The organism is Streptomyces sp. S186, assembly GCF_051603415.1.
GTDB lineage: Bacteria > Actinomycetota > Actinomycetes > Streptomycetales > Streptomycetaceae > Streptomyces.
Genome location: NZ_CP193932.1, coordinates 5,977,307 through 5,989,808, shown reverse-complemented (window position 1 = coordinate 5,989,808; position 12,502 = coordinate 5,977,307). Strand labels below are relative to the sequence as shown.

The 12,502-nt window shown below is 67.8% G+C and carries 12 protein-coding genes; 9 read left to right on the top strand and 3 right to left on the bottom strand.

Going from position 1 to position 12,502, the window contains the following annotated elements; genetic code table 11:
* Positions 1-170 precede the first annotated feature (170 nt).
* Positions 171-386 carry an SCO2195 family GlnR-regulated protein gene (locus ACRAS8_RS25765; protein WP_018539603.1) on the top strand — a complete coding sequence of 72 codons (216 nt, stop codon included), beginning with the start codon at positions 171-173 and terminating at the stop codon, positions 384-386.
* A 10-nt stretch (positions 387-396) separates the two neighbouring features.
* Positions 397-1,107, top strand: a complete 711-nt coding sequence (locus tag ACRAS8_RS25760) for a DUF4191 domain-containing protein (RefSeq protein WP_438488375.1) — start codon at positions 397-399, stop codon at positions 1,105-1,107.
* 191 nt (positions 1,108-1,298) lie between these two features.
* On the opposite strand, the gene ACRAS8_RS25755 is transcribed toward ACRAS8_RS25760, so the two are convergent.
* Positions 1,299-1,766 carry an RDD family protein gene (locus ACRAS8_RS25755; RefSeq protein WP_438488374.1) on the bottom strand — a complete coding sequence of 156 codons (468 nt, stop codon included), beginning with the start codon at positions 1,764-1,766 and terminating at the stop codon, positions 1,299-1,301.
* Between the two features lie 306 nt (positions 1,767-2,072).
* Between ACRAS8_RS25755 and glnA the strand changes: the two genes are divergently transcribed.
* The 4 genes from glnA to ACRAS8_RS25735 all read left to right on the top strand — a co-directional run bounded on the left by glnA (position 2,073) and on the right by ACRAS8_RS25735 (position 7,784).
* On the top strand, positions 2,073-3,482 hold the full coding sequence (gene glnA, locus ACRAS8_RS25750) for a type I glutamate--ammonia ligase (protein WP_438488373.1): 1,410 nt from the start codon (positions 2,073-2,075) through the stop codon (positions 3,480-3,482).
* A gap of 624 nt (positions 3,483-4,106) precedes the next feature.
* Positions 4,107-4,640, top strand: a complete 534-nt coding sequence (locus tag ACRAS8_RS25745; RefSeq protein ID WP_438488372.1) for a hypothetical protein — start codon at positions 4,107-4,109, stop codon at positions 4,638-4,640.
* Between the two features lie 203 nt (positions 4,641-4,843).
* Positions 4,844-7,000 (top strand): hypothetical protein, encoded by a 2,157-nt coding sequence (locus ACRAS8_RS25740; RefSeq protein ID WP_438488371.1) that lies wholly within the window; start codon positions 4,844-4,846, stop codon positions 6,998-7,000.
* 37 nt (positions 7,001-7,037) lie between these two features.
* Positions 7,038-7,784 carry a hypothetical protein gene (locus ACRAS8_RS25735; protein WP_438488370.1) on the top strand — a complete coding sequence of 249 codons (747 nt, stop codon included), beginning with the start codon at positions 7,038-7,040 and terminating at the stop codon, positions 7,782-7,784.
* Positions 7,785-7,946: 162 nt separating this feature from the next.
* On the opposite strand, the gene ACRAS8_RS25730 is transcribed toward ACRAS8_RS25735, so the two are convergent.
* Complete coding sequence (locus tag ACRAS8_RS25730) at positions 7,947-8,480, bottom strand: NUDIX domain-containing protein (RefSeq protein ID WP_438488369.1); 534 nt, start codon at positions 8,478-8,480, stop codon at positions 7,947-7,949.
* A 1-nt stretch (position 8,481) separates the two neighbouring features.
* Positions 8,482-9,837 (bottom strand): tetratricopeptide repeat protein, encoded by a 1,356-nt coding sequence (locus tag ACRAS8_RS25725; protein ID WP_438488368.1) that lies wholly within the window; start codon positions 9,835-9,837, stop codon positions 8,482-8,484.
* 223 nt (positions 9,838-10,060) lie between these two features.
* On the opposite strand from ACRAS8_RS25725, the gene ACRAS8_RS25720 reads away from it, so the two are divergent.
* From ACRAS8_RS25720 to ACRAS8_RS25710, 3 genes are all read left to right on the top strand, one after another.
* Positions 10,061-10,810: a hypothetical protein gene (locus tag ACRAS8_RS25720; RefSeq protein ID WP_438488367.1), complete on the top strand. Its 750-nt coding sequence runs from the start codon at positions 10,061-10,063 to the stop codon at positions 10,808-10,810.
* Between the two features lie 80 nt (positions 10,811-10,890).
* Positions 10,891-11,802: an aminoglycoside phosphotransferase family protein gene (locus ACRAS8_RS25715; protein WP_438488366.1), complete on the top strand. Its 912-nt coding sequence runs from the start codon at positions 10,891-10,893 to the stop codon at positions 11,800-11,802.
* Positions 11,803-12,489, top strand: coding sequence for a class I SAM-dependent methyltransferase (locus ACRAS8_RS25710; RefSeq protein ID WP_438488365.1), 687 nt, complete (start codon positions 11,803-11,805; stop codon positions 12,487-12,489).
* The last annotated feature ends 13 nt before the right edge of the window (positions 12,490-12,502 follow it).

Genomic DNA, 12,502 nt, shown 5'->3' with positions numbered 1-12,502 from the left:
CCCCGCACTCCCCCAGGCAGGGGGGCGTGGGGGCCGCGTCAACGTTTCATAGGTGTTTGACCGGCAGGTCATCCGTTGGTAACACCGTTCGGTAACGATGGATGTACGCACCGCAAGACACCTCCCCCCGCCCCCTGTTCGTTCCGTTCCGTCCGAGGGAGACCATCACCATGGAGGTCGCGCCGCTCCGCGCCACCGCTCGCCCCATCCCCTCCGTCACCGGTGCCCTGCGTGCCATCGAGGCCGTCCTGCTGCGCGGCGGCCAGCGCACCGCCCGCCGCAACGCCTGGACGTCGGTCCTGGAGGACCGCCGCCGCGCCAAGGACCGGTACGACGCCGGATACGTCCTGGAGGCCGCGGCCACCCGGCGTCCGCACGCCACGTAAACTTCGGAGTATGGCGAGGAAGGCAAACGCAACCGGCGCTGGCGGCGCTGAGAACTCCGGGCGGCTGAAGCAGATCGCCCTGACCTACAAGATGACCCGTCGGGTCGATTCCAAGGTCGGTCTTGTCGTCGCTGGCACAGGAATCGTCGTCTTCGGCGTCCTCCTCGCCATCGGCTTCGCGATCGGCCACCCCGTCTACGCGGGCGTCCTGGGCTTCGTCCTGGCGTTCCTCGCGATGGCGATCGTCTTCGGCCGGCGCGCCGAGCGGGCGGCCTTCGGGCAGATGGAGGGCCAGCCCGGTGCGGCGGCCGCCGTCCTGGAGAACGTCGGCCGCGGCTGGACGGTGACCCCCGCCGTCGCGATGAACCGCAACCAGGACGTGGTGCACCGCGCCGTCGGCAAGGCCGGCATCGTGCTGGTCGGCGAGGGCAACCCGAACCGGCTGCGCGGCCTGCTGGGCGCCGAGAAGAAGCGCATGGCGCGCACCGTCGCGGACGCCCCGGTGCACGACGTCATCGTCGGCGACGGCGAGGGCGAGGTCCCGCTCAAGAAGCTGCGGACGCACCTGCTGAAGCTCCCGCGGGTCCTCCCCGGCCCCCAGGTGACGGCCGTCAACGACCGCCTGCGCGCCCTCGGCGACCTGATGAGCAACATGCCGGTCCCGAAGGGCCCGATGCCCAAGGGCATGCGGATGCCCAAGGGCGGCGGCAAGACCCGCTGACCGGCTCCGCCGGTTCTCCCCCAACCACGTGCGACGCCCCGAGGCTTGGCCTCGGGGCGTTCGGTGTCGGTGGGGGCCGTCCGGTGTTGGCGGGGAGCCTGAGGGCCGGGGCCTCCTCGGGGCTGGGGTCTGTCCCGATGGGTCCCCGATGAGTCAGGGCCTGGATCGATGGGTGAGGGCCCAGGCAGTGTCTAGATCCGCACCTGCACCGCGCGGCTGAGCCGGTCGTGCAGCCCCCGGCCGTCCCGGTCCCAGATCGCCGCCGGGATGACCAGCACCAGCAGCAGCGTCCGCAGCACCACCCGCGGCAGGGTGATCCGGCCGCCGCCCTCGGCGACCACCCGCAGACCCAGCAGCCGCTTGCCGGGGGTGCAGCCGACGGTGCCGACGGTCAGCACGCTCAGCACCGCGAACACCAGCAGCGCCCAGTTGCTCGTCGACTGCGGCTTGCCGTCGCTGAGCAGCCCGTGCGCGATGAGCAGGCACAGCGCCCAGTCGATGAAGAGCGCGCCGAAGCGGCGGCCGACCCGTGCGATCGAGCCCGGGCCCTCCGCGGGCAGCCCGAGCTGCTGCCCGCGGTAGCCGAAGTCGACACCCATGTCCTCGGCTGCCGCCCGGGGCCCGGAGATCCACGATCCGATTGCTTGCCTGTTGTCCACCCGTCCACGGTACTGCGACCGCATACGTTCCCCGGGCGCCGGGTTCCCGGACGGCCGTGACCGCACCGCGGCCACCGTGCCCCGGCAGCCGTACCGCAGCCGTGCCGCACCCGGCTCCGCGTCCGCTCCCGCGGGCGCACACTGGGGGTGAGAGCGACAGCGCGCCGGTTAACCTCGGCGAAACAAATGGGTCATGCTTGGGAAATCCCGCCTGCCTATGGTCGGGCGAGCGCGCCACCGCACGAGGTCGCGCTCCGAGTCGCAACCCCGCGTCCGCCGAGCGGTGACCGGGCTAGGAGGAGTTGGATGTTCCAGAACGCCGACGACGCGAAGAAGTTCATCGCGGATGAGGACGTGAAGTTCGTCGACGTCCGTTTCTGCGACCTGCCGGGCGTGATGCAGCACTTCACGATCCCCGCCGCGGCGTTCGACCCGGACGAGGACCTGGCCTTCGACGGATCGTCGATCCGCGGCTTCCAGGCCATCCACGAGTCGGACATGGCCCTGCGCCCCGACCTGTCGACGGCCCGCCTGGACCCGTTCCGCCAGGAGAAGCACCTCAACATCAACTTCTTCATCCACGACCCGATCACGGGCGAGCAGTACAGCCGCGACCCGCGCAACATCGCCAAGAAGGCCGAGGCGTACCTCGCCTCCACCGGTGTCGCGGACACCGCGTACTTCGGTCCCGAGGCGGAGTTCTACGTCTTCGACTCGGTCCGCTTCGAGACCTCCGCGAACCAGGGCTTCTACCACATCGACTCCGAGGCCGGCGCCTGGAACACCGGTGCCCTGGAGGACAACCGCGGCTACAAGGTCCGTTACAAGGGCGGCTACTTCCCGGCCCCGCCGGTCGACCACTTCGCCGACCTGCGCGCCGAGATCTCCCTGGAGCTGGAGAAGTCCGGCCTGCAGGTCGAGCGCCAGCACCACGAGGTCGGCACCGCCGGCCAGGCGGAGATCAACTACAAGTTCAACACCCTCCTCGCCGCCGCCGACGACCTGATGCTGTTCAAGTACATCGTCAAGAACGTCGCCTGGCGCAACGGCAAGACCGCGACCTTCATGCCCAAGCCGATCTTCGGTGACAACGGTTCCGGCATGCACGTCCACCAGTCCCTGTGGCAGGGCGGCCAGCCGCTCTTCTACGACGAGCAGGGCTACGCGGGCCTCTCGGACACCGCCCGCTACTACATCGGCGGCATCCTCAAGCACGCCCCCTCGCTCCTCGCCTTCACCAACCCGACGGTGAACTCCTACCACCGCCTGGTCCCCGGCTTCGAGGCCCCGGTCAACCTCGTCTACTCGCAGCGCAACCGCTCCGCCGCCATGCGCATCCCGATCACCGGCTCCAACCCGAAGGCCAAGCGCGTCGAGTTCCGCGCCCCGGACCCGTCGTCCAACCCCTACCTCGCCTTCTCGGCCCTCCTCCTCGCCGGCCTCGACGGCGTCAAGAACAAGATCGAGCCCGCCGAGCCGATCGACAAGGACCTCTACGAGCTCGCCCCGGAGGAGCACGCCGGCGTCCCCCAGGTCCCGACCTCCCTCCCGGCCGTCCTCAACGCCCTCGAAGAGGACAACGAGTACCTCCAGCAGGGCGGCGTCTTCACCTCCGACCTGATCGAGACCTGGATCGACTACAAGCGCACCAACGAAATCGCCCCGATCCAACTCCGCCCCCACCCGCACGAGTTCGAGCTGTACTTCGACATCTAAAGGGCGGGGTCGGGTGACCTGAGCCTGAGGCTCGGAAACCTGCTGTGACCTGGGAAAACACTGCTCGACAGTGCTCGCTGTTCCCAGCTGGTTTCCAGGGTCTTGTGCACCGGGTGTGCACCGGCCGCCTCGGCGCCTGACCCACAATCAGATACGCGAGTGAGGGCCGCCATCTCCGGGGAGGAGGTGGCGGCCCTCACTTGTGCGATGAAATGCAGTGTAGTCGCCACACGGGTAGGGGGGCGGACCTGTCAGAGCCAGCCCTCAGGTGCCAGATAGAGCGCCTCGAAGCCGTCGGCGTTGAGATTCTGGATTACGCCCCGGACCCGGTCGAGGCTGGTTGAACGTCGCCTCGGCCACCTTCGCCGCAGGCACCATGCGCGGACAGCAGCACATCTAGGCCCACCGCAAGATCACCGGCGACCCCGAGCTCAGGCCACATCGTCCGCAGCTGATCCAGAGGCCCATATGTCTACTGCATCCTTGAATAGGGGCATTTCAGGTTTCGACCCAATAGCTGGCGAGGTGTGATTTTAAGTCAGTTCCAGCAAGTGAGTAGAGGGCGGCGCGGGACTGCGGCGAGAATCCCTTTGAACCTGGCCGCATCGGCATCCTGGGAGTACCGTGACGGATTTTTCCGCCTTGTCTGCTGTGATCGGCGCCGGACTGACCCCCACCATGACGTTCCTCTACCAGCGTCTCGAACGGCTCTTGGACCGCGGTGACGCCCCCGAGTCCGATCCGGAGATTCCCGCTGAGCTGACGGGAACCCTCAGCTTCCCCCTACAGGTCAATTCCGACCAACTCGCCGCACGCCGACAGGAGTTGGAGCGGCTGCGAGGCGAGTTGAGCGTGTACCACCGTGGGAGTGCTCCCATCGATCTGACTGATGCCCCGCTAATGCAGGCGTTGGGACGACTGCGCTGCATCTTGGAGGAAATCTACGGCCAGCGCCTGACATTCGTTGGCGAAGAACGCCAGGAATCAGGACCCTTCGTGCACCAGCGCGCCGAACACGTCGCGGGCCAGCAGACTGGCATGGACGCCGATGAGATCACCGGAGCGGCCAGCGTGCTTCAGGAAATCGGCACCGTGGAGCAGGGCGGCGTCAGCATCGGCATGCGCGCGCGCCGGATCGGCGGTCCTCGGCCGTCATAAGTGCCCCGCACGTCGGAATGTCAGTGCCCGTTAGCCGTCTGCGAGATGTAGGAATGACCACCGAGAGCGACACCCCACCCCCGCCTCAGCTTGACACGCCGCCGAGCCCTTCTATTCCGCCCAACACCCGCGACGACTTGAGTGACACTCCACCTCCTGCCTTCGAAGGCCCTTCTCCGGAGAACACTCCAAGGCCCTCCGCAATGGGCGGGCAGCCTTTCGCGGACCGCTCCGAGCCGCCGGCGTCTACCCAGGATGCCCCCTCTCCCGACAGCCAGGCACCTTCAGAAGGGCCGCACGGGCCGTCGCGGGATGAGCAGGAAAGGGCAACCCAGGACCCGGAGGGTGGCTCGGCTGATGACTACGACCCTCAAATCTCGGTCGAGCAGCGATTCGGACGTAACTACGGCGTTGCTATCGGCGTCCAGATCGCTCAGGAGATCCACCGGCTGCGCGGTGACCTGCTGAACCCGGACTGGGTCGCCCAGCGTCTGGCAACCTACGAACGGTCCCCTGAGGAGCGGGCTGCGCTGACCAACATTCTCTCCAGGGGGAATGTGCTCGTGCTGCATGGCCCGGAGGGTGCTGGCCGCTACACCGCTGCCCTGGACGCCCTTCATCAGATGGTGGGTACATGTATTCGGCAGGTGCGACGCGAACCCGGGGAACCCTTCAACGGTGCCGAGGGTCTGCAGGGTAAGAACACCGGCTGGATCCTGGACTTGCGTGACGAGGGGGACAAACGCCACTCGGGGATCGGCCCCGCCCTGGCTGAGGATGCCCCACATCTGCAGGACTCCGACTCCTACCTGGCCGTCCTCATCAGCACCGAAGCCTGGGAACGAGCCGCCAAGGGAACCACCGGCCTCGACCATGAACTCGCGTATCCCGACTCTGAGCAGGTCCTGCGAGCCCACCTGGAGAAGGTCGCGCCGCCGGTGGTAGCGGATCGTTGGCTCAACACCGAAAAGATCACCGAGGGCATCAAGGACCTAGTCCCGGCTGCAGCGGTCGAGTGGGCCCACATCATCCGGGAGGCCGAACGCCTTGAAGAGGAAACGGAACAGTCCTTCGAGGAGTTGGTCGACCATGTGGTCGAGGCAGCGGAAGACTGGCGCACCCGGCTGCTGGAGTGGCACAACGAACACGACGATAGCGCCCACCGCAACTACCTCCTCGCTGCATCTGTCTTGGAGGGTGCCCCGACGGAGATCGTGTACGAAGCTGCCGACGCCCTCGCCCGCGCTCTGGGCGAGACTCCTGCACCTCACACCGGCCAGCAGGGCCTAGGCGTCATCGCCCTGACCGATGCCATCGAAGCCGACCTGACGGAAGAGGACACCATCGCCTTCCGCCGGCCCCGCTTCGCCGAGGCCATCGTCGACTACTTCTGGGCTGACCGTCCCCATCTCATCAAGAACTTCACTCGCTGGACCGCGGCGCAGACCAACGACAAGGATCTGCCAAATAAGATCACTGACCAGCTAGCTGACCGGGTGATTGGCTGGGCGCTGGACTACATGCATCGCAAGCGCACCACAAAGCTACTGCGTGAGATCGCCGAGCAGTGGGCTGAGTCCCTTCCTGAGCAAGCTTGTGACCTCCTCACCGCAGCAGCCCTGGACCCCGAGACCAGTCGCCGTGCGTGCACGGCCTACCTGACCTGGGCCCGCCGCGGCGACGAGGAAGTCCCGCCTCGCCTCAAGGTGGCGCTGGCCAAGGCGTGCGAGCGTCTCGCCGCTGCCTACCCGACCATGATGCTTTTGAGGTTGACCGAACTGGCAGCCCACACCGAGAAGGAGGAGGTTCTCGGCGCGGTCGGACAAGCGCTGACTGTGCTGTGGGACCAGCCCAAACAGCGGCAAGCCATCCAGGAAAGGCTCAAGGAGTGGGCTGCCAGCACGCAGGAAGGCCGCCGTACCGCCGCCCACCACGCCTTCGTTCACCTGGCCGCACGCACAACTGAAGATGGCCGCCCCGTCCTGCTGACCGCAGCACGCGAGGACGCCCACTGGGGCTGGCATGCTGCCCGCTGGCGAGGCTTGCTGGACAACAGCGTGCCTCTCCAAAAGCCCCTTGGGAAGGCTCTCAACGTTTGGATGGACGCGGCAGCCGCGCACTCTGATTTGCGTGAGCCGATCCTGGCCATCCTCCAGTACGCCGTCTATCAACCGCAGACCGATCCCATCTATGTGGCCGACCGCTTTCTCGCTCTCCACCGCCTGCTCTACGCCTGGGCGCCCGTACAATCTTCGCATTCGTCTACCGTGCAGGAGCGCCTGCGGGACCAGTTGGTCGTTGTCCTGAACCGCGCTGACCCAGCTGCCCCCATGTCCGAGCCGCATGCCCCAGTGGGCTAGCAAGCCGTGGCGTCGGCGGCGTCACGGCAGACTGGATTTGAGCTGCACCCTGCCCAGCCGAACCCCCGGATATCACTTCGAGGCGCACTTCACCGGTGCCTGGCAGGACCTGCCTGGACGTCATCGGCACCAGAATCCGCATGACGCGGCCGCCACCCATGCGCTGAACGTGGCCCAGGGAATCGCTGGAAAACGGCAGCTCAGTATGGAGGCAGCTGCCCAAGCAACCATCAATAGCCGCCTCGGCCAGGCTGTCGACGTGCCGGGGGCGCCCGTCCGACTGCTGTGGGCCCGCGTCCATCTGACTGTCGACCCTCACCAAGCTGCCGACATCAACCGTCTCCTACGCGACCAGCACCAGGCCGAACGACGTGCCCTCGACGACCAACATCGCCTGCAACGAGCTCGAGATCTGCGTGATGCCCTACTCAGCGACCCATCTCTGGCTTTCGCCTACTGGTTCCTCGACCACCCTGAGGCCATCGACGCGGAGACTGTGACACGGGTTGAAAGGCTTGTTGCCTCTGCGGCTTCTTATGCTCCACACAACGCATGGGTACAAGTGGCCGCGCTGTTACAGGACTTCGTGCGGGACCTAACGGGAGACGCTCACCAGCACCTGGTCACCAGCCTGGCCCATATATTTGACCGCTACGGCCAGCCCGAACGTGCTCAGAGCCTGCGAGCCCTGAGAGATGAGATTGTGACGCCGCAGCACCCTTCATCGGACCCGCTATTGGCGGATTCGCGCGAAGGGGGGACGCCTGGCGCGGCGCTGAATTAGGGGCAGGGGAGAACTAACTGGTCTGAGTTCCAGTTGATCCGTGGCGTATTCGTTCCGCGCCCGGAACCGCGCTCCCGACGGTACCGAGCGCGCAGGGCGGGCATGGTCGTGAACCATGTGGATTGCCATGGGCCGCCGTCGTCGTTTCCGGGGCAGTGGGCTCTATCGCCAGCCGTCAAGGGAGACCTCCGGGCCTCCCGCGAGATGCCGCTGGAGAGCGCTTGAGGTGGTTTCGACAAAGTTCTCGGGGATGGCGTCGACGTCGACCCAGCGAACCTGTGCGTGCTTGCGCGGTTCGCGGTTTTCGGGTTCGCCGGTCCAATCGTGGGCGGCGAAGACGACGGTGAGGAAGCCGTTGGGGGCTTCGACGCCCCAGGCGCCGTGGATGATGTGGGCGACCTTCAGGGACTCCGGCTTAACCGTTAGCCCCGTCTCCTCGTAGAGCTCGCGGACGGCGGTCTCGGTGATCGGTTCGCCGGGTTCGCTTTTGCCGACGGGGAGGTCCCACATGCCCTGGGCGAACTTGGCGTTCTCGCTGCGCTGGAGGAGGACGACGCGGTTGGTGGCTTTGTCGTGAACGATGACGGCGGCGACCAGCAGGGTCATGGAGTCGAGGGCGGGCTTGAGGGCTTTGGGCTGGTCGTCGGTTGTCGACTGAGCCACGGTGGTCCCTTCATCGGCCGGGTTGGTGGGCATGTTAGGCGAGTGCCTCGCGTGCGCGGCGGGCGAGTTCGGCGGCGCCCGGTACTTTGCGTCGCTGGTAGATGGCGAGGGTGGAGCGGAGTGAGGTGATCGCCTTGCGGGTGCGGTCGGAGGTCATGCCTTCCATGAGGGTCAGGGCCTGGGCCCAGGTGGCGACTGCCTCGTCGGCGCGGGCCTGGGCGGCGAGGCTGTCGCCGAGGTCGGCGTAGGTGAGGGCGTGGACGCGCTTGTACTTCTGAGGGTCCCAGCGAATGAGGGCGTCACGGTGCTGTTGCTCGGTGCCGATGTGGTCGGCGAGGTCGGTCAAGGTGCGTGCGGTGTGGCTGGCGACGGTGCCGGCGGCCGGGCCGCTGACGCGGGAGTAGCTGGGCTGAGGCCCGTCGTCGCGTAGGAGGGCGTCTTCGGCTGCGAGGAGGGCGCGAGCTGCGGCGGGTTTCTCGCCAATCGCGGCGTAGGCGCGGGCGTGGGTGATGTGGAGGAGGGCTTCGGTCTGGCCGTCGATGCGGCCGAGGCCGCGGGTGAGCGCAGCGGCGGCGAGGTCGACGCAGTGGTGGGGCTGTTTGAGGCTGAGGGCCTGGTGGGCGAGGGCGCGCATCATCCAGGCGGCGTGGCCGTGGGGGTCGGCTTCGCAGGCGAGTTGGTAGCCAACCTGGTAGTAGCGCTGGGCGGCGCCTTCCTGGCCGAGGTCGTGGTGCTTCCAGCCGGCCAGATAGGCGAGTTCGGCGACCGCGCTGAAGGCGGCTCGGCGTAAGGCTTCGTTGGGGAAGCGTCCGTGGAGCATGGGGGCTGCGGTGTCGGCAAGATAAGCGGTGACGGTGGTCAGGCCGTGGCCGCCGCCGAGGCGTTCGTCGGCGGCGCTGAAGGCGGTGGTGATCTGGCGTACGACGTCCACGTCCTCCGCGCCGACCAGGGCCGTGGCAGTGCGTACGCGGAGCATGCGGGCGGTGGCCTCGTGGTCGTAGGCGAGGGGCATGGCGACGCCGGCGGTGGTGAAGGCGGCTACGGCGAGGAAGCGGCGGCGTTCGACGTCGGCGCGGCCGAGGTCGGTGGCAGCGAGGACCGGATCCGATTCCGTTGGCACTTCGGCGTCGGCTGGGCGCAGGCCGATCTCGGTTTGGGTGATCGTGCGGCCTGCTCGGCGGGACAGGGCCTCGGCGAGGTACTGGCCAGTGTGACCGGTGGGCTGGCGGGTGCCGTTCACCCAGTGGGAGACGGCCGACTTGTTGGTCTGAACGATCTCGCCGTTCTCCGCGGCGATGCGCCGCACGTCCTTGGCCAGGGCCTCGTACGTGCAGCCGATCGCGTCGATGGACTCGCGCAGGCGGGAGTTGGGCGCTCTCTGCGCTGCCACGATCGCCTCCGATCCGGAGCTGTAAACCGCGTATACCGCTTCAACTCCCTCTCACCGTACCCACTGTGCGTGAAGGAGGGTTCACTAATCACCAGCCGCCCGGAACGGCGCGACCGTGATCCAGGCTCCCCCTTGGGCCGGGTGGCTTCCCGAAGTTCCGTACGCCTACACCGGCTTCGGGCACCCCTGTGCCTGAAACCGGCCGAAGAGAGACGGAGACACGGTGACCACCATCGACACGACGGCCATCACGGTCGAGCTTCCCGAGGCGTTCGACGACCGATGGAGCCGTCTGCCCGGCATCCAGGTCGACGGCCGGCGCATCACCATCGACCCGACCGAGTACTTCTTCCGCTTCGAGTCCCACACCTGGCTCGTCGCCGACTGGGAGCTGGTCAAGTCCCAGCTCTTGACCGTGTACGAGACGACCGAGAGCGCGGTCGAGCAGCTCGCGCTGAACTTCATCAAGGCTCACAGCCAGTCCACGTCGGACGCCGCCCACGTCCTGGCCACCGCGTACGAGGTATACGCGTATCTGTTCCGCGACGAGCACCTCGCCAGCCTCGGCCTGCCGCAGATCACCACCGAGCACCTGCGGATGCTACGTGAGGCGGCGACGTTGATGGCGCTGAACAAGGTGGAGCTGAACGGGCACATCTCCAACGTCGGCCCGTGCTGGTTCTTCCCCGCCGCCACCTCCGTCGTCTTCGACCTGGACGAGGAGATGGGCGGGCTGCTCGACGAGGTCTACCACGGCGGCTGGTTCAACGAGCACCGCCGCATCGAGTCCATCAAGGCCCACGCGGCCCTCGGCGGCCGGCTGGTGCACGGCTGCCAGTCCGTGCCGGACCAGTCCGGCGGCGTCGTGGCGCCCTACGGTGCGTCGATGACCACCTTTCGCGACGACCTCGCGGCCTTCAAGGCCCGCTGGATCGAGCAGGTCTACGCGCACCGCGTGAGCCCTGCCGCGTAGTCCCCTTCCGCCAGGCTCCGGGGCGGGTCGGCACCACTCGCCCGCCCCGGACGCCTCCAACCCCACACCGGAGCCCCCGCATGGACGCGAACCTCAACGCCGAACTCCTGGACAACCTGCTCAGCATCGCCGACCGCCCCGCCCCAACTCGCAAGAGGGTGCGTGTGTGGTCCATGTCCGGCGTCGAACGACTGACCTTCCCCGACGGCACCACCGCCATCTTCAAGTACGCCAAGAAGCCGTTCGACAACGAGGACCGGGCCCTCCGCCTGGCCCACAGTCACGGCGTCCCGGTCCCGCAAGTCCATGCCTCTGCCGTCCTGGGTGGCTGGCTCGGGATGCTTCTGGAAGACCTCGGCCCTGCCATCCGCGAGGCCGACGACCTCGACGGCGCCGCCGCGGCCGTGGTCCTCCACCACACCCCCACGGCTGCCACGCTGCCCGTCCTCGACCGGGCACGGCTGCTTTCACTGCCGAGCCGAGCCCTGGATCACCTCGATCAACTCCGGAAGGAGGAACGGTGGCAGGCGGCAGACGATATCGAGGATGCCCTCGATCGGATCGTCCGCGCCGCTGAGGCCCGTTCGGCCGGGGCGACGGTGGCACCGTTCGGCTGGGTCCACTCGGAGTTCCATCCCACCAGCCTCCACATCGGCCAGAGCGGCTGGAAACTGCTCGACTTCGCCCGCGCCTTCACCGGCCCCGGACTGCTCGACCTCGCCAGCTGGCACGGCACCCTCGACACCCCAGACCCCGTACGCCTGCGCGTCTTCCTGGAGGTGTACGTCACCGAAGGCGGCACTCCCGATGCCCTCGCCGAGCGTGGTGGGCTCGCCGCCGAGAAGTGGGCGCTGGGCTGGCACCGCATGTGGGCCGTCGAGTGGTTCATGGAGCAGGCCATCCGCTGGATCAACGACCCGTCCACCGACCCCGCGTACATCAAGACCGTCCGCCGCCACCTGACCGACGTCCTCCAGCTCCTGGAGATCTAGATGTTCGCCCAGGCTTCCCCGTGGTACGTCCACGCTCTCCAGCGCACCGAGGCCGGCCCCGCCGAACCGCTGTCCGTGCCAGCGCGGATGGAGTGGACCACGTGGCCCGGCCGAGGCCCTGGCGCCGAGATATTCGGCGTGGACCTGGGCGGCAAGCGGGTGCTGGAACTCGGCTGCGGCCCCGGTCACAACGCCGCCTACCTCGCCACCCGCCGCGGAGCCCGAGTCACCGGCGTCGACCTGGTCGGCCTTCAGGTCCGTCGAGCCCGCTCGCATTACGGACGGCTGAGCAACCTGACGTTCGTAGCCGGCCACGCCTTGCACTACCTACAGGCATCCGACGAGCGGTTCGACGCGATCTACTCCGTCTTCGGCGCGGTCGGCCTCGTCGCCCCCGAACTCCTGCTACCCGCCATCGCCCAGCACCTCAAACCGGGCCGCACCCTGGCCTTCTCCACCCCCCACCCCCAGCGCGGTGGCAGACGACCAACCACTGATGACCGGCCCTGCCTCGACTACGTCACCCTGCCCGACCGCACCCGGCTCCCGATCGCCCGCTGGGACTTCGACACCGGCCGCTGGGAAAAGCACCTCGACCGCGCGGGCCTCTGGCTCACGTCAGCCCGGGAGTTCCACGACACCCGCGGCTGGCCCACCACCTTGCTGATCACCGCACGCAAGCTCTGATCTCGCCCGGCTT

Excerpts from the sequence above, each read along its gene's own strand:
- ACRAS8_RS25765 (WP_018539603.1), top strand. The coding sequence starts at position 171 with ATGGAGGTCGCGCCGCTCCGCGCCACCGCTCGCCCCATCCCCTCCGTC.
- ACRAS8_RS25730 (WP_438488369.1), bottom strand. The coding sequence starts at position 8,480 with ATGCCCACCAACCCGGCCGATGAAGGGACCACCGTGGCTCAGTCGACA.
- ACRAS8_RS25715 (WP_438488366.1), top strand. The coding sequence starts at position 10,891 with ATGGACGCGAACCTCAACGCCGAACTCCTGGACAACCTGCTCAGCATC.
- glnA (WP_438488373.1), top strand. The coding sequence starts at position 2,073 with ATGTTCCAGAACGCCGACGACGCGAAGAAGTTCATCGCGGATGAGGAC.
- ACRAS8_RS25740 (WP_438488371.1), top strand. The coding sequence starts at position 4,844 with ATGGGCGGGCAGCCTTTCGCGGACCGCTCCGAGCCGCCGGCGTCTACC.
- ACRAS8_RS25760 (WP_438488375.1), top strand. The coding sequence starts at position 397 with ATGGCGAGGAAGGCAAACGCAACCGGCGCTGGCGGCGCTGAGAACTCC.
- ACRAS8_RS25710 (WP_438488365.1), top strand. The coding sequence starts at position 11,803 with ATGTTCGCCCAGGCTTCCCCGTGGTACGTCCACGCTCTCCAGCGCACC.